An 18646-nucleotide genomic window follows, 5' to 3' on the forward strand; every position below is an offset into this window, starting at 1 on the left:
TTTTTCAAATGCATTGAATTGATTTTGGATTTTATTGTTTCTATTTGACTGCTAAATGAATTACACTTTATCTGATTTTATATGCATCGCCTTATTTTATTTATCTTATTTTTAATTAGTCAAACTGCTTTTTCTCAAGAAAAAGGTATTTTGTTTGAGATTTCGGGTAATAATATTCAAAAGCCTTCTTACATATTTGGCACCATGCATTTGCTGTGCGAGGGTGATTTTCAAATGAGTGAAGAGATGATTTCTAAGATAAAATCTTCGGAAATTTTGGCCATGGAAATGGATCTTGATGATCCAACGATAGCTTTTAAAATGATGGGCAAAATGAAAATGAAAGCAGACACCAGTTTGAGTGATTTGATGCCACAAACCAGATATGACTCTTTAAAATCATACCTCAAAGATTCATTGAATTTGCCTCCAATGATGTTTCAAAAGACCAAGCCATTTTTGATATATTCATTGATTTTGACCAAATTATTGCCTTGCAAAACCCTGATGCTCGAAAACGAAATCATGAAAATAGGCAAGGGTAAGAAAGTCGTAGGATTAGAAACGCTTGATTTTCAAATGGGTTTGATGGACAAAATGAGTTATCAGCTTCAAGCCGATTATTTATTGGAAACGCTAGCTGATAAAGCGAAATCAATTCGGGAATTTAATGAAATGGCTGAGGCTTACAAAAAAAGAGATCTGGAGATTTTATTGATATCCATCGATGCAGAAAAGGGCATGATGGCGGATTTTGAAAACGAAATGTTGCACAAACGGAATTTGGCTTGGATTCCTGAAATTAAGAAACTGGTTTCTGATAATTCAACCTTTTTTGCAGTAGGAGCAGGACACCTTGGAGGAGAAAAAGGTGTGTTGCAATTGCTTAAAAATGAAGGATATACACTGAAAGTAATCGAATGATTTACTTTTTAGATTTGTCTTTTCCGCCAAATAACGAGAAGTGAACGTATCTACGCGGGTTGCTCTTCATGTCCGACAAAAGCATGTTCAACGATGCGGCTGTTTTGTCTAAATTTACATACAGAGAGTCATTTCCAGCCAATTTGCCCAGGGTTCCTTTACCCTCATTTATGCCATTCACAACGCCTTGTAGATCTTTAATAGTAGCATTTAAGCTATTGACAGTCGAACCTAATTTAACTTGACTAAGTGAATCTGTGAAAGTTCCAGTTTTCTCCAAAATGGGCTTTAATTGGGCATCCAAACTTTTGGTTAGTGTATTGAGATTTTGAGTTAGCACTGCTGCATTGCCTGTTATGGCCGAAAGATTCTTTGAGTTATTGGCTATGATGCCATTAACACCAGCTGTAGAAGTTGTTGCACTGGCCAAAAGGACCTTTAAAGCTTGTCCAGTTTGAGCAAATTCGCCAACTACTTTGGTAAGTGTAACGGTCAGGGAGTCAACGTTTTTCAAAGTTGGATCAAGTTTACTTTGCATCATTTGCATCAATCCTGATTCTATTTCTCCTTTAAACTCTTGACCATCTTTTGCATTATCGCCTGGCCGAATTTTTAGTTTTAATAATTTACCTCCAATCAATCCATCATCAGCCAACAATACAGTGGTGTTGTTGGTTAGTTTCACTTCTTTTTTTATTGCTAAAGTTACTTCAACTCTGTCTTTGTCATAATCGGGTTTCATGCCCAGCACTCTACCGACTACCACACCACTATATGTGATTGGATTGGAGACTTCCAAGCCCAATACGTCTTTATAATAAACTTTGTAAGATTGTGTCGTAGAAAAGAGATCAGAACCTTTGAGGTAGCTAAACCCAAAATATAGTATTACGATTCCAATAAGACCCAACAATCCAACTTTAGCTTCTCTTTTAAAATTCATTTCTATTTTATTTTCTTTCCAGAACCTATTTGGCTCGCAATTTACAAATTATTATTTTTCAATTTGATTTTTATACTCCTCAAATGCCCTAAAAATCGCTAAGGCTACTTTTTCTCTGCCACTCGTACTAGCCAATAAGTTCGAATCTTCGCTGTTTGTAAGGTATCCCGTTTCAACCAATACGCTGGGCATGGTAGTTTCCCAGATAACAATAAATCCAGCCTGTTTTACACCTCTGCTTCTATGACCTACTTTGCTCATGTTTTTTTCAACTTTGGCTGCAAATTCCAAACTTTGATTCATGAATGCATTCTGATAGTTAGCAAGCATAATGTGTGCCAACGGAGAAGCTGGGTTATAGCCTTTATATGATTTTTTATAGTTTTCTTCGTAAAGAATTACATTATTTTCATTTTTTGCCAAGTCTAAGTTCTCCTGTGTTTTGTGAAGCCCCATTACATAAGTCTCAGTACCTCTGAGGCTTTTGGAGTGTGGGTTAGCGTTGCAATGTATAGAGATAAACAAGTCGGCTTTGCTCTTGTTGGCTATGGCGGCTCTTTCATGTAGCGGCACAAAAATATCCTTATCTCTTGTGTAGATCACTCTCACATTAGGGAAATTCTCCTCTATTTTTTCGCCCAATTTAAGTGTGATATCCAATGCATATTTTTTTTCCTTACCGTTACCAGTGCCAGGGTCTTTTCCGCCATGGCCAGCATCCAGCACAACAGTTTTTAATCCTCTTGCATAAAAATTATTTCTGGAGGTAAAGCCCAAGAAGATAGCTGCAGTGAACACCCACACCAAAGCTATTTTAAGATTTATTAACTTCATTTTTCAGGAAAACATTAAAATCTATATCTTTTTATTAAGATATAATCGTTTTTAGATACACTTTCTACTTAATTTTGTCATTACAAAATTAGTGTTTTTGTTAGAACATAAAAAAAATATAAATATTGTGCAATTTTCTATCGCAATTGGCCAAGTTACTGCCTGATTTTATTTGAAAATCAATTAGAAAAATCGAAATACTTTGAATTTAAGACTTTATTTGATTTGTTTTTTTTGTTTTTGGGCATTCAATGTAGTTGCTCAAAGGCCCACTTTACCCGCAATAGGTGGAGGTGGAGGCAGAACTTTTGGGAGTCCAACAAGTACACAAAGTCAATTTCCTAAAAACCAAAATACGCAGAATGCGAATATTAGTCGTCAGCCTTCAAAATCAGCTGCAAAAAAGAATAAAGTCGTCAGAGATTCACTTTCTATAGTTATTCCAGATTCTTTAAAAAGCTTAGAAAATCAGTTGGAAACTACTGTAGAAACTTTTTCTTCTGACTCCACCATTCTCGACATTGAAACGCAACGTTATCATTTGTACGGAAATGCTCAAGTGGTTTATGGAGAAATTGAACTCAAAGCTGATTACATCATGCTTGATTGGGGCAGGAGCGAGGTTTATGCCCACGGGATGCCAGACACCACCAAAAAATCAGGGCCTCCAGTCAAAGGTAAACCTGTTTTTACAGATGGTGGAGAAACGTTTAATTCGGATACTATTAGATATAATTTTAAATCTAAAAAGGCCTTAGTTAGTAAAATTGTTACCGTGCAAGGAGATGGTTTTGTACAAGGGCAATTGGTTAAAAAAGATGCAGATGACAATATGTATCTTTCCAAAGCCAAGTACACCACTTGTGATTTGGCTGAGCCACATTTTCATATCGCGGCTAAAAAAATTAAACTGGTCAATAAAAAATCTTTGATTTCTGGGCCTTTTAATTTCGTACTTGCGGATATTCCTTTGCCTATTGGCCTTCCTTTTGGTTTTTTTCCAATACCCAAAAAACAAGAAATAGGCACTTCAGGATTTATAATGGGTTCTTATGGAGAGCAGCGGAGAGACAATAGGGGTTTGTACTTCAAAGATTTTGGATACTATCATGCCTTTAATGAATACCTCAGTTCTACACTGAAAGGCGAAATTTACACCTATGGAAGTTTTGGGGTTGGTTTGAATACCACCTATTCTAAAAAATATAAATACAATGGTGATTTTAATGTTCAGTTTAATCGTAACATAGCCTATAGCAGTACAGGATTAGACACCACAAAATCCAATCAGTTTAATATCAGATGGTCCCATGCTCCGAGAAGTTTGCGGTCTGACAGAAGTTTCTCTTCTTCCATGGATATTGTTTCGAATGGCTTCAATAGAAATAACCGTAGCTCTGCCGATGTTCAAAATCTTACCAAGAATAATTTTGGAGGTACAGTAAACTACATGAGAAATTTCGGCAGATTTGTAACTACCAATAGCTCGTTTAGAGTAGATCAATCTTCTAATTCTTTTAGGTCTTCTTTGGGCTATAGTTTTGGTATTAAACAGTTTAATCCGTTTATTCCAGAAAAAAAACAGATTGGTCGTTGGTATGAATCTTTCAGAGTAGGGCTTGATGTTAGTGGGGGTGTTTCTGTTACCAATGCTCTTCAAAATAGATCCAATTCTTATACCGATTACAACATAGCTGGAGTGGATAACAAGCCGCTATCTACAACCCAACAAAGAAGAATTGAGGAGATTAGGAATTTGTTGGCTGATCCAAATGTTTCTACCGAATTAAAAGTTATTTATCAAAAAGAATTGTCAAAACTTGAGAGCCCAGTTTTAACCGATTGGGGCCAGATTTTGAAAAATAACGTCATAAATACTTCTTACACTGTGCCGATAGTGTTGCCCAATCTCAAAATTGCAAAATATCTAAATCTTACTCCAAGCCTTTCTTATAGAGGAGATATTTATACTAAGGAGTTGAACTATACATTTGTAAATCCGACTTCAGGCATACAAACTGTTACAAAAAGCAATGGGAAAGTGGTAAACGTTGGGGTAAACCCTGCTGCTGATTCTATCAAAAATGAGTATTTAGCCAATGGAGATTTGAATGTCACACTCAATCAAAACAGTGGTGGTGTAGTAGTGGTAGATACCATTTCTCGTCCGAGTTTTGGCCAAACCTATTCTTTTGGTACAAGTTTAAATACCCGTATGTATGGCATGTACAGGTTCAGCGGGAAAGGTAAAGTGCAAGCCATAAGACATACCATTGTGCCTTCCATAAACTTAAATTATACACCCACCAGTGAGGGACAATACGCCTCGAAAGTTCAAATACGTTCGGATGATGTATATAGATTTTTACCAAGATTTCTCAATGGCGGAGGTTCTTCAGGATCGGCTTCTGGAAATATAGGTTTTAGTCTTACCAATCAATTAGAAGCAAAAATCAAGAATAATTCGGACACTTCTGAAAACGTATTTGAGAAAATATCCCTCCTGGATAACTTGAATATTGGTGGAGGTTATAACTTATTAGCGAAGAAAGAATTGGGTGAATTTGCTTTGTCAAACATCAGCATTGGTACCAGTACTTCATTGTTTAAAAATCTGATCAGTATAAATGCCAACGGTTCGTTAGATCCATATGCCTATGAGCCCGACAAATTGGTTACTTCTAACTTGGCGGGGGCCAGAATTCCTGTTTTCAAATGGAACTATAAACCCGAAGATGGAGTGGTAAAAGCCAATTATTTGAGTTCATTCAATTTTTCACTGAATACCAACCTTTCTCCCAAAACCTTTAAGAAAGGCGAAGCAGCTAAGACTACCATAAACGGCAAACAAGATCCAGCAAAGGAGGCTATGTCTAAAATTGTCCAAGCAAATCCCCTAGAATATGTAGATTTCAGTGTTCCATGGACCATGGGAATTAGTTATGCCTTCAACTATAACAAGCAAGGACTTTCGGAGGCGAGAGTTACACAGAGTATAAGCATAAATGGAGATTTTAGTTTAACGCCCAAATTTAAATTTACCTATAATTCTGGTTGGGATTTCGAATTTAAACAAGTGACCCTAACCAATTTTGGAATTGTGAGAGAGTTACATTGCTGGAGTATGAGCATGAACTGGACTCCAATTTCTGGTAGCAATATCCGCGGAGGTGGATTCTTCTTCACTATGCAGCCTAAGTCTTCTCTTCTTAAAGACTTGAAACTTACAAAACGTAGAGCAGGTAATTTCTAAACAAAATGGAGAAAAAAAATCATTATATAGTTTTGTGATTTTATAATTAAATATTTGTATAAATAAATTATTATTGAAAAGTTAAACTAAAATGATTCGTGTTTTACAGCTTAAAAGTTGTTTCTGCTACACATTAGGTTAAGGTTTATCACGCACAAAACATAAAAAAAGAGAGACTGTCTGAGTCTCTCTCTTTAAATATTATGGATCTTTTCTAGATTATCAATCTATTATTTCGAAGCTCGCCAATTGCACAAATTCCATAACTCTATTATTGATTTCTGTTGCAGATAGGTACTGCATTCTTTCAGTTCCAAATTTCTCTACACAGAATGACGCCATGGCAGAGCCATAAATTATGGCTCTTTTCATGTTTTCAAAGCTCAAATCATTGGTTTTGGCCAAATATCCAATAAAACCACCTGCAAAAGTATCTCCGGCACCAGTTGGGTCAAATACTTCTTCTAGTGGCAAAGCTGGGCAAAAGAATATTCTATCTTCTTGAAATAATAAGGCTCCGTGTTCTCCTTTTTTGATGATTAAGGTTTTTGGTCCCATTGCCATGATGGACTTGGCAGCTCTTTTCAAAGAGTAATCTCCTGAAAGTTGTCTAGCTTCTGAGTCATTTATGGTCAAACAATCAATTTCAGCAATAACCTTTTTGAGGTCATCCATCATGATGTCCATCCAAAGGTTCATGGTATCCAGCATTACAAACTTGGGTCTGTTCCTGAGTTTTTTGAGTGTTTGGTATTGAATTTCCGGAACCATATTGCCCAACATTAGAAACTGTGTGTCTTGATATTTTTCTGGGATAAGTGGGTCCCAATTCTCAAAAACCCCCAATTGGGTGTCCAAAGTATCGCGGTTGTTCATGTCCTCATGATACTTTCCATGCCAGAAAAAAGTCTTACCGTTAGGGTCTATTACTAAACCCTCGGTATCTACACCATGCTCATTGAAAGTTTCAATCATCTCTTGTGGGAAATCTTCACCCACAATACCAACTAAATAGTTATTTTTAGTAAAATAAGAGGCTGTAAGTGTAATAAAGGTGGCTGCTCCTCCTACAATTTTATCTGTTTTGCCGAATGGTGTTTCAAGTTTGTCGAATGCTACTGATCCTACAGTTAATAAGCTCATTTAATGTTTTTTTGTGCAAAATTATGCCCAAAAAATTAAAAAATCGATTATTTTGAACGTTTCTGTAAAATAACCATGGATATATTTTTAATCTAAGGCAAAAAAAATTTACTTTGCATTGTATAATGGCATCCAGTTTGCCTATTATTACATGTTTTTTTGTTTATTATTTAAAAATTGTATAAAATTTCTCACAATGAAAAAGAGATTAAATTTTATCGTACTGAATGTTGCGATACTTTTAGCGTTAGGTATCTCATTCCAAAGTTTTTCTCAAACCCCTTGTAGTGCAGACCTTCATGCTGTGTTTGGAAACTCTTCCACTGATAAACCTGTAGTTTTGAATAGACTGGGGACAAGTCCACAGTTTGGCGAGATTCCGAAACATACTGCCCAAGCAGCTTACAACCATTTAAAAACAGTCCACAAGAAAAACGCTCACGACAGTAAGTCTGAGATAGATAATTATCTTCGTGCCTTGGGTTACACAGGTTTGTTAGATCCAGAATTTGGACCTTCTAAAATCACTCCAGAATTTTTGCCAAAAGGTAAAATTGGTTGGATGGGTGCTTATGCTAGAGGTCACAAATACAAATGGTCAATTCTTGGAAGAGAATTTGAGACATTCAGAATCGCGTCTAAAGATGGATCTTGTTATGCTTACATCATGAAAAAATGTGGAAATGCATTTTATGACCCATCTCCAAGAGAAGCTGCTCAAGCTGAGGCTGCTGCCTTAGCTTTCAAAAACAAACCGAAAGTAGTTTGTGCTACTCAAACCATAAATTTCTCGGGTAACGGTAAAATCCAAGCCACTGATGTTTTGAATACTACGAAAAATCTTCCTGTGGTTGCTTCATACAATGGTAAAAGCCTTTGTTTAGGAGACTTTACTGTCCCTGTAAGACTGACTTACGAAATGACAGCTTCTGGAGAAGTTAATTATTCGAAGGTCGTTCAAGTTTGTGATTATGGTAATGGAGTGCCTGCTACTGCCAACATTAATATGCCTCTTTTGTTAAACTATAATTTGGCAAGTTCTGATGTCAGCATCGGCGATGATGGCAAAATGACCATGGTCATTAACAACAAGCAATACAAGGCATTGAAAAAGGTGTATAAGGCTTGTCCGACAGATGTGGCTTCATCCCCTGAAAATAAAACTATGACAGCCACTAAAGTAAACACAGCATCTGTAGCTTCCCCTGCCACGGTATTATCTGCAGCTGGAGATGGCAAGAATTGTGTAAAACAAACTTTAAATGTAGCTGGTAATGCAGTAAGAGAAGACATATCTTCAAAAACTTCTACGAACGAGGTTACTATTATTGGTATGTATGCAAAAACTGGTAAGTTACAAAAAGGAGAGACTGCCAATAAATATTTGTGTTTGGGTTCGTATAATGTACCTGCTAAGTCTGCATTGCAATATGCATTAAAAGGCAATAGCAATCTAAGCCATATTTTGGAAGTTTGTGATACTGGTAATGTAAATCCAAACGAGTCTTTAAATGCGGAGATGAAATTGACCAATAACTTTACCAAACAAGAAACTATGATTGGTGATTATGGTAGAATTTATCGCACACTTTCAAAGTCAGAGTACAAAAAACTTGGCAAAGTGTTCAAACGTTGTTGTAGCGACGGTAGCTCAAAATCTAAATGTTATTGATAAATAAAAAGCCTCAGAAATGAGGCTTTTTTGTTTTTTTGAATCGATTGTTATTATTTATTAGCTGAGTTTACTCTACCTCAAAATTTAACAAATTTTCAAACGCTTGATGAACTTTTTCGAAATTGAAAGATTGAATTACGTTATTCATCATTTCTTTAATTTCAGGGTTACAAAGATTTCCTATGCTTCCTTCCAAGGTATGATTTAAGGTTTTGATTGGTTGGTAAGTACCAGCTTCTATTTCGCCACCAATAGCCCTGTAGGCATCTCTAAATGGCATGCCTTCAATAACTTTCTTATTTACATTCTCGACGCTGAAGAGCAAGTCAAATTTAGAATCATCAAGCAAGTTTTCTTTGATTTTAAGATTCTTAATCATAAATGTAGCGACACTGAGGGTTTCAGAGAAATCATCCAAAGCAGGCATAATGATTTCTTTTATGAGCTGCATTTCTCTGTGATATCCTGATGGGAGGTTAGTCTGAACAAACGCAATTTCCGAAGCTAAGCCTTTGAGTTTATTAGCTTTTCCACGAAGTATCTCCGCTACGTCGGGGTTCTTTTTATGTGGCATAATACTGGAGCCTGTGGTCATTTCCTCTGGTAAGTTGATAAACCCAAAATTCTGACTGTTGTATAGACACACATCCATGGCCATTTTAGAGAGCGTATTTGCAAATACACCTAAAGCTTGTGCCATTAAGAACTCCATTTTGCCACGCGTCATCTGGGCATAAACCACATTGTAGTTGAGGTCGTCAAAGCCCAAAAGGTCTTTGGTAAGGTGTCTTTTTAATGGGAAATTTGAACCATAGCCAGCACCCGACCCAAGTGGATTTTTGTTAACAATTTTATAAACACTCTGTAGCGATATTAAATCATCCACTAGGCTCTCTGCATAAGCACCAAACCAAAGACCAAAAGAAGAAGGCATGGCTATTTGTAAATGGGTGTAGCCCGGCAATAAATCATTTTTGTGAAGCTCACTCTTTTCTTGTAAAGCTTTAAACAAGTCTTCGGTCAGAAGGACTATCTCTTCAATCTTGTGGCGAAGATACATTTTCATGTCAACCAACACTTGATCATTTCTCGATCTACCACTGTGAATTTTCTTTCCGATATCACCAATTTTTGTGGTTAAAATATATTCAATTTGAGAATGTACATCCTCAATTCCCTCAATTATTTCAAATTTTCCTTGTTTTATATCTTCATTATATATAATCTTGCACTCCTGAAGAATACTTTTTAATTCTTGCTTCTCTAATAAATCGATGCTGGTAAGCATAATTGCATGAGCCATCGATCCGAATAAATCAAAAGGTGCTAGGTTAATGTCGAGTTCGCGGTCTTTGCCGACTGTAAACTTGTCAATTATTTCGTTTGTTTTTTTTGAATTTGCTTTTTGCCAGAGTTTCACTTTTTTGAATCGATGTTTACGATTGCAAAGAAACGAAAAATTGTGACCAACTGATAAATTGCCTGTCAAAAATACAAATTAGTAGACCAAAAAAATAATGTACCCAAGTAATCAGTTTTTTAGCATGGTTTTTGCAGTATATTACTAACAAACAAAAGGTGAATTCGTATAATATGTTGATTTACCGCGTGAAATAAAGGTTTTGGAATTTGAGTGTTTCTGAAAGTTGAGTGAAGATGGCGTGTATTTGAAGTTAGAATTTCAATAATTCGAATGACAAATTCTATGCCAAGTTTATAATTGAGTGAATCTATAAAGAATGAAAAGAAATTTTACTTTAAAAAAGTTTAATTTATCGTATCGTATTATACCAAGTCTAAATTTGGTTGTGATACTTATGTGTTTTTTATTCCCTTTCTTGTCAGTTTCGACATTTGCTCAAAAGAAAAAACAAAACGCTCAGATTGCTACAGAGTGGGCAAAGCTAACCCTACAGATACTAAAAACAACTCCTGGAGGATCACCTACTTTTAATTCCAGATTTTTGGGCTATTGCGGTCTAACTATGTACGAGTCAGTAGTTAAAGGAAGTTCTGATTTTCATTCTTTGGTTGGTAAAGTAAACGGGCTTGATGCTTTGACTATCCCAAATCCAGATATGAAAATAAATTGGGCTTTGTCACTCAATGCTGGTCAAGCTCAAATCATCAAACACATTTACGGATTTACTTCAAAAGCTAATTTATCAAAAATTGATAGCCTTGAAAGTTATTACTTGGTTAAAGAGTCCAAAGGATTATCTTCAAAAGAGATAATGGAATCCATAACCTTTGGTAAAAAAATTGCCAATGAGATTTTTGAATATTCAAAAACAGATGGTGGCCATTTGGGATACAAAAGAAACTTTGATTCAACTTTTGTAATCAAACAAGGAAATGGTCTTTGGTCTCCGCCTCTTAAAGGCCAATCTCAAGTCCCACTTCCATTACATCCTGAATGGGGAAAAAATAGAACTTTTGCATCTGAAAATTACACATTGCCAATTCCTGCGATGATGGATTATGACTTTAAAAAAGGTTCAACCTATTATGGATATATGAAGGAGGTTTTTGATGTGAGAAATTCTCTCACACAAGAACAAAAGGAAATTGCTAACTGGTGGGGAGACGATCCATCAGAAACTTTCTCTCCTCCAGGGCATTCTTATTACATGGCTTTGCAAGCAGTAGAAAAATCTAAAGTAGATATTTTCAAAGCAAGTCAAACTTTTTCAGCTGTTGGCATGGCAGTTGCAGATGCTTTTGTGAATTGCTGGAAAACTAAATATCACTATAATGCAGAAAGACCATTCTCTTTCATATTTTACAATGTGAGTACACTATGGGATTTGTACTGGCCAGAGCCGCCATTTCCCGCTTTTTATTCTGGACATGCTGGACAAGCGTCTTCGGCTGCAACTGTTTTGACCCATTTGTATGGTGAAAATTTTGCATTTACCGATCATGCCCACGTGGGTAGACCCATGGACATGGAAAGATTGGTGGAGTATAAACCCCGAAAATATAATTCGTTTTTTGAAGCCGCTGAAGAGTCGGCTCTTTCGCGGTTATATGGAGGTATACATACCCGGCATGATAATGAGATTGGATTGATTGAAGGAAAAAAAATAGGAAAGAATATAAACGACCTGTTTAAGAATAATAATAAATAAGCAAATACAATTTTTCGAGTGAAACTTTACAAATACAAGCAAATGAGAAACTTTACCTCTACCCATTCTTTAAATACCCCAGATTTAAAGAATGAAAAAAAAGGAAATCCTTTTAAAGCATTTAGTGCTTTTTTGATTTCCTTTATTTCTCTTATTATTAACATAGCCAAGACCCATCTGCAAAGCAGCTTGCGTCAGGTGCCGTGGATTAATAAGATTAGACTTTCAATGTTGGGAGGTGCGTTTGCATTCTTTGCCACGTTTGTGAGTTTGGTAAATGTTTCATTTGCTCAAAATGCACCTCTCGGAGAGGATAAGTATTACTTGCTTGTTGGGGAGCTTTTGTGGAATGGTACGACCAATACTGCTAGGACTGACGTCTATCAGTACACTACGGGAGCAGGTCTTACTGGCTGTTCTCTACCTGGCGGTGGTGGTGAAGGTATGGTTGTAGATCCAACAAAAAATCTTGCTTATATTGCCACCTGTTGTGATGTTGGGCAGGTGAGAATATATGATTATAATACAGCTACTTTCCTTACACCAATACAACTTCCCGCGGGCGAAGATATTTTGGATATTTCAATATCTGGCCCAGCTGATAACTATGGATTTGTTTATGTTTCCACTTACAAAAACTTTTACAAGATAAGCACTACTTCGAGATCGGTTGTTGCAGTAGTTCCTAAAACATCTTTGGTAAATAATACGACAGCTGATTTTTGGGGATCCGCTGTTAATAACAATAATACAAGAGTTTTCTTTTCTACCAATTGGAGGAAAGGTTCTGGTACAAGTACCATAGAATCTTTGCCAACTACATTTACAAGTGCAAGTACTAGTACCCTTTTTGCAACTGCTCCTTCTGGTTTTCATTATAGAGGTATAATATTTGATGCCACTGGAAATCTGTGGGCAGTAGCTGCTCATGATAATAATTCGGTTCCAGACAGAATATATAAATACAGTTCTAGTGGAACTCTGTTAAATACTTATTTATTTCCAACGCCAATAGCAAATAGTGTTCCTGCAACGGGGAAAGTTGATCCTTATGATTTGGCATTTGGACCGGATCAGAACTTGTATGTAACAACTTTCGCTGGTGATTGCGTTACTAAATTCAATGTAACGAATAATACTTTTTCCACTTACTTACAATATACCTCAGGAGTTGGAGGAAAATCAATCACTTTTATAGGCGGTAATTTCAAATGTATTTGCACATCTCCAGTTTTAAACATAGCTAATTTAACCCAGACCTCAGCCTCATGTAATGGAGCTATACCTAATAATGACGCAACAGTGACTATTGGTGGTTTAGTTTATAGTTCTTCTGATATTGTAAAAGGTGACATTAATGAAGGAAATACTTTTGGACAAACTCCAATTTATGGTGCTTCTTCGAATAAAACTCTTGGAAGCGGACAAAGTTCATTAACGTTTACCAATCTAAAACCAAATACCTCCTACACAATCAGAGTTTGGAGTGGCAAAGATGCTTGTTATTCAGATTTGACATTTACAACCAACCAAGGCGTTTGTTTTACATGTGTGTGTACTTCAAACAATTTGTCGGTTAATGGCGATATGCAATTGGGGAATCCACCTTCAAGTTGGACAGCTCCACAAGGTCAGTGGGGATTAGGTACGGGTTCTTCAACTGGTAATTTTGGTGTTTTAAATAACAGTGATTTTAATTCTGATTATTATGCCTATCAAGATATAGCTTTATCTCCTGGAGCGAAAGTTACTTTTGATGCATTAGCATCGACACATGCGGTGAGCACAGTGGGTGCCATAGCCGAAATGTATTTGGAGTTTTATAACGGTAGCACCTTATTGGCGACCTCATCAAAATCAAATACAACGGTTTCTTATAATGGAACTTTAGTTGCTTTGAATACCATAAAGTTTGTTGCTCCCAACAATACAACAATGGTTAGAATAGTGGCTCATTCGAAAGGAAGAGCTTTGAAGTATGACAATGTGGTTTTAACCAGATGTTATGATGCTGTTAATTTAACACTAGGTAGCAAAGTTGATCCAAACTGTAATTTGAATAATGGCTCTATTACCGTTGTAGGTTCTGGTGGTAGCGGCTCTTATGAGTTTAGAATAAATGGAGGGGCATGGCAGAATTCGAACGTTTTTTCAAACCTTAGCGGAACCTCAACCGGAACTAATTACACTTTAGAAATTAGAGATAAAAATGCACTTGCTTGTATGAAGACTTTACCGGTCTCTCTTGTATGTGTACAAAATTGTAATATAGTAATTGGCGGTAGTGTAATTAAAGTAACAACTTTTGGTGGAACCAATGGGTCAATTGATGTTACGGTAACTGGAGGAATAGCTCCTTATACCTATCTATGGACAGACGGTGCCACAACACAAGATCGTGCAAACTTGAAAGCTGGTGTATACTGGTTGAAAGTTACAGATGCACAAGGCTGTGAAAAACTATGGCAGTTTATAGTTGACCAACCAACTGGAGATTGTACTGGATTCAGAACTCAAACTCAAGGTGGGTGGGGAAGCAAAGCAAACGGAGAAAACCCAGGTACTTACCGAGATGCAAATTTTGCTGCTGCTTTTCCAAGTGGTTTAACGGTTGGATGTGGTACAAAACTTCTTAAACTTACCACTGCAAAAGCTGTTGAAGATTTTTTACCATCTGGATCTACTCCATCAGTCTTACCAGCTGGAACACTTACAAATCCAGCTCAATCTTATAGCAATACATTTGCAGGTCAGGTGGTTGCTTTATCATTAAGTGTTGGTTTTGATAATTATGATTCAAACTTTGGCCCATCAAATGTTAATCTCAAGAATTTAAAAATAAAGAGCGGCGTATTTGCAGGAAAAACAGTTCAGTTTGTTTTAGACGAAGCTAACAAAGTTTTAGGAGGCTGCACCTCTACCTATTCGATTTCAGATTTGAATACGGTCGTTACCAATATTAATGAGAACTTCGTTAATGGAACTTCGACTGGTACTTTCTTAGATTGTGTTCAGTGTAATATAGTAGTCAGTGCCGGGGCAGATAAGAATTTGTGCAATACGGACGAGATTGTTTTAGATGGTACTGTAAGTGGTGTTACAACATGTGGTACCCCAGGAACCATCAACTGTGCAAATGTCATCTCAGGTTCTACAGGCTGGATTGCTGATTTGAACACCGCGAAAGTATGTGGAGATAATTCAGGTGCTAAACTTTGGACAAAGTCTGGCCAAGGTACCTCTTCAATAACATTAGATTTAGGTTCAACTCTACCGGCAGGAACTGTAATAAGAGTAAACCTTAAACTGGAGCATTGTGAAAATACATCTTCAACCCAATCAGATGCCAAAATTGAGGCATCATTAAGTTCAGGTTCAGGATTTGCAGCACTTCAGGCTTCTTTATTGTTTAATCATACTTCATATAAGGAATATACCTATACTTTAACCACGGCAACTAGATATATCAAAGTTTCAGATAATGGAAAATGTGCTTTTAGGTTAGATTACATAAAATATAATACGCCTGATACCTACACCGATGCGGTTGTATATTCTTGGTCAGGACCAGGAATTGTAGGAGCTTCTAATCTAAAAAGTGTAACTATTAATCAGTCAGGTACTTATACCTTTACAGTGACAGATTGTTATGGTTGTATTGGTAGCGACATTGTGGTAATTACAAAAAATACAGTTACAGCAAATGCAGGTCCAGATAAGGAAATATGTCTTGGAGAAACAGTTACTTTAACAGCTACAGCTGTAACAGGTGCTACATACGAATGGAGAAGTTCTACTAGTAGTACTGTTATTTCTACGAGTCAAAGTATTACGGTAACTCCAACAGCCACTATAGATTATGTTTTAACAGTTATTAAAAACGGTTGTGATGAATCAGATGAAGTTAAGGTAACTGTCAAACCAAATATTACAGTAGATGCTGGTCCTGATAAAACTATTTGTAATACAGATGAATTAGTTCTTGATGGTTCAGTTACTGGTGTAACTGCTTGCGGAACTCCTGGAGTTACGAATTGTGCAACCACAATAAGCGGTTCAACAGGTTGGATTGCTGACTTGAACACTGCTAAAGTGTGTGGAGATAATGCGGGGGCTAAACTGTGGACTAAGTCAGGACAAGGAACCTCATCTATTACATTGGATTTAGGTTCAACATTGCCAGCTGGAACAGTCATTAGAGTAAATCTTAAATTGGAACATTGTGAAAATACTTTATCTACGCAATCTGATGCTAAAATAGAGGCTTCATTAAGTTCGGGTTCAGGTTTTACAAGCTTGGCTTCTTCTTTATTATTCAACCACACCTCATACAAAGAATATACCTATACATTAACCTCATCTGCTAGATATATAAAAGTTTCAGATAATGGTAAATGTGCCTTAAGACTTGATTATGTAAAATATACCACGCCAGATACTTACAATAATACTGTAACATATTCATGGTCAGGACCAGGAATTGTGGGAGCAAACAACAATAAAAGTGTAACCGTTAACCAACCAGGTACATATACTTTCACAGTTACAGGTTGTAATGGTTGTACAGGAACAGATGTGGTGATAGTTACTAAAAATACTGTTTCAGCAGACGCAGGTGCTGACAAAGTGATTTGTATTGGAGAAACAGTTACCCTTACAGCTACGCCAGTTTCAGGTGCTACATATGAGTGGAGAAGTTCAACAAGCAGCACAGTTCTTTCAACTAGTGCAATTTTTACCGTAACGCCTACCATAACTACGGACTATATTTTGACTGTTCTTAAAAACGGTTGTGATGCTTCCGATGAAGTAAAAGTAACAGTTAATCCAAAACCAACTATTACTGGAAATATACCTCCAGTAGATCCAATTTGCGTTGGAACTGTTGCTACTTTAAAAGCAGGAACTTGGACCAATGCTTCCACATATTCATGGACTGGACCAGTTGGATTTGTAAATCAAACTGGTGTAACTGCCACGACTACAATTCCTGGAACCTACACTTTATTAGTTACTTCCTCAGCAAGCTGTACTGCCACGGCTACAGTTTCATTAGTTGTTAATCCAAACCCAACTATTTCAGTTGACTCTAAAACGGTTTGTTTAGGTGGCTCTGCTACCTTGACTGCTACTGGATGTGTTGGAAATGTAACTTGGAATACTGGAGTTTTAGGAACAACACTTACTATAACGCCTATTGCTTTGGGAGAAGTTGTATATACTGCAACTTGTACAAACTCAAATGGCTGTAAAGCTACTAACACAGGAAAAATTACCACTGTTGCTAAACCAACAGTTTCATTAGGGCCAGATGTAGAAATTTGTCTCGGGAAATCGATCGATTTAGTTGCCACAGGATGCGTGGGTGGTACATTAACTTGGAATCAAGGAATAACAGCCACCACTACAACGGTCACTGTATCTCCTTCTATTACTACAACTTACATGGTTACATGTAAGACATCTACAAATGATGGATGTATAGCAACCGACGAAATAACAGTTAAGGTTAATCCTAATCCAACTGTAGTTCTTTCAAAAGTAGATGCCTTATGTAAGGATGCGAACAATGGAACAATAACCGCAACTGGATCAAATGGAACACCACTTTATACTTTTAGTATAAATGGGGGTGCATTTACTTCAACACCTGCAACAAGCAATACCTTCAATAACCTTAGCCCTAACAATTATTCTGTCACAGTTAAAGACTCCAAAGGGTGTACTGCTACTTCATCTGTGGCAATAACTCAACCAGATGCCTTGGTGCTTACCAAAACAGTAGTCGATCCAAATTGTGAAAAAACCAACGGGTCAATTGATCTTTCTGTGTCTGGTGGAACAAGTCCATACACCTATTTGTGGTCGAATGGAGCTACTTCTCAGGATTTGTCGAATCTTGGCGAAGGCACCTTTTCAGTTACTGTAAAAGATAAGAACAATTGTACAAGTACTTTGTCAGTTGTTTTGGCTTCGAAAGACTGTAAGTTTGATTTGGCCTTAATTAAGCAACAAAAAACTCCTGGCACCATTTATAAGCCTGGTGATAATGTAACTTTCGTAATAACTGTAAGTAACCAAGGTACTGTTACAGCAAAGAATGTCCAGGTTTCTGATTACATTCCAACAGGACTTACCTTAAATGATGCTCAATGGTCAGCTCCGGTTGGAAATATTACTACTCTGAATTCGGTAATACCTACGCTTAATCCTGGACAGAGCATTACAAAAGAAATTACTTTCAAAATAAATACGAATGCTCAAGGACAAAATTTAATAAACAGAGCAGAAATAAGTGGTGCTTCAAATGATAGAAGCTTATTAGACATAGATAGCACACCTGATCAGATAGTAGGCAACGACGCAGGTGGAGTACCAGGAAGCCCAACTGACGATAAGTTAGATGGAAACGGAACGGACGACGAAGATGATGCTGACCCAGCCCAGATCACAGTACAGAAATATGACTTGGCTTTGGTTAAGAGAATGACTACGCCGACACAAGTTATCAAAGAAGGTGATAATGTAAGCTTTACGATTACGGTAGTCAACCAAGGAACAATTCCTGCAACAGGAATCCAAGTGACGGATTACATTCCAACAGGAAGCCCAACTGACGATAAGTTAGATGGAAACGGAACGGACGACGAAGATGATGCTGACCCAGCCCAGATCACAGTACAGAAATATGACTTGGCTTTGGTTAAGAGAATGACTACGCCGACAAACATTGAACGATGCAA

General features: G+C 36.9%; 9 protein-coding genes. 5 read left to right on the forward strand and 4 right to left on the reverse strand.

Annotated features, from left to right (window positions below; all coding sequences use genetic code 11):
• Positions 1 to 81 precede the first annotated feature (81 nt).
• On the forward strand, positions 82 to 924 hold the full coding sequence (locus tag EGI24_RS05370; protein WP_255047331.1) for a TraB/GumN family protein: 843 nt from the start codon (positions 82 to 84) through the stop codon (positions 922 to 924).
• Between the two features lies 1 nt (position 925).
• Here EGI24_RS05370 and EGI24_RS05375 read toward each other — a convergent pair whose 3' ends face one another.
• Together EGI24_RS05375 and EGI24_RS05380 are read right to left on the reverse strand one after the other, a co-directional pair.
• Entirely contained in the window at positions 926 to 1867 is a 942-nt protein-coding gene (locus tag EGI24_RS05375) for an MlaD family protein (RefSeq protein WP_255047332.1), read from the reverse strand.
• A gap of 51 nt (positions 1868 to 1918) precedes the next feature.
• Positions 1919 to 2701, reverse strand: coding sequence for an N-acetylmuramoyl-L-alanine amidase (locus tag EGI24_RS05380; RefSeq protein WP_255047333.1), 783 nt, complete (start codon positions 2699 to 2701; stop codon positions 1919 to 1921).
• A 202-nt stretch (positions 2702 to 2903) separates the two neighbouring features.
• Between EGI24_RS05380 and EGI24_RS05385 the strand changes: the two genes are divergently transcribed.
• A complete protein-coding gene (locus EGI24_RS05385) occupies positions 2904 to 5954 on the forward strand; it encodes a putative LPS assembly protein LptD (RefSeq protein WP_255047334.1) in 3051 nt (1016 codons plus the stop codon).
• 222 nt (positions 5955 to 6176) lie between these two features.
• Here EGI24_RS05385 and EGI24_RS05390 read toward each other — a convergent pair whose 3' ends face one another.
• Complete coding sequence (locus EGI24_RS05390; protein WP_255047335.1) at positions 6177 to 7097, reverse strand: PfkB family carbohydrate kinase; 921 nt, start codon at positions 7095 to 7097, stop codon at positions 6177 to 6179.
• A 196-nt stretch (positions 7098 to 7293) separates the two neighbouring features.
• Between EGI24_RS05390 and EGI24_RS05395 the strand changes: the two genes are divergently transcribed.
• Complete coding sequence (locus tag EGI24_RS05395; protein ID WP_255047336.1) at positions 7294 to 8769, forward strand: hypothetical protein; 1476 nt, start codon at positions 7294 to 7296, stop codon at positions 8767 to 8769.
• 70 nt (positions 8770 to 8839) lie between these two features.
• Here the strand turns inward: EGI24_RS05395 and argH are convergent, their stop codons facing one another.
• Positions 8840 to 10192 (reverse strand): argininosuccinate lyase, encoded by a 1353-nt coding sequence (gene argH, locus EGI24_RS05400; protein ID WP_255047337.1) that lies wholly within the window; start codon positions 10190 to 10192, stop codon positions 8840 to 8842.
• A gap of 397 nt (positions 10193 to 10589) precedes the next feature.
• Between argH and EGI24_RS05405 the strand changes: the two genes are divergently transcribed.
• Positions 10590 to 11903, forward strand: a complete 1314-nt coding sequence (locus EGI24_RS05405; RefSeq protein ID WP_255047338.1) for a vanadium-dependent haloperoxidase — start codon at positions 10590 to 10592, stop codon at positions 11901 to 11903.
• 42 nt (positions 11904 to 11945) lie between these two features.
• On the forward strand, positions 11946 to 18646 hold a 6701-nt coding region (locus EGI24_RS05410; RefSeq protein WP_255047339.1), incomplete at its 3' end, for a hypothetical protein.

It is taken from the genome of Lacihabitans sp. CS3-21, from assembly GCF_024343675.1.
Lineage (GTDB): Bacteria > Bacteroidota > Bacteroidia > Cytophagales > Spirosomataceae > Leadbetterella.

Excerpts from the sequence above, each read along its gene's own strand:
- EGI24_RS05370 (WP_255047331.1), top strand. The coding sequence starts at position 82 with ATGCATCGCCTTATTTTATTTATCTTATTTTTAATTAGTCAAACTGCT.
- EGI24_RS05375 (WP_255047332.1), bottom strand. The coding sequence starts at position 1,867 with ATGAATTTTAAAAGAGAAGCTAAAGTTGGATTGTTGGGTCTTATTGGA.
- EGI24_RS05380 (WP_255047333.1), bottom strand. The coding sequence starts at position 2,701 with ATGAAGTTAATAAATCTTAAAATAGCTTTGGTGTGGGTGTTCACTGCA.
- EGI24_RS05390 (WP_255047335.1), bottom strand. The coding sequence starts at position 7,097 with ATGAGCTTATTAACTGTAGGATCAGTAGCATTCGACAAACTTGAAACA.
- EGI24_RS05395 (WP_255047336.1), top strand. The coding sequence starts at position 7,294 with ATGAAAAAGAGATTAAATTTTATCGTACTGAATGTTGCGATACTTTTA.
- EGI24_RS05405 (WP_255047338.1), top strand. The coding sequence starts at position 10,590 with ATGTGTTTTTTATTCCCTTTCTTGTCAGTTTCGACATTTGCTCAAAAG.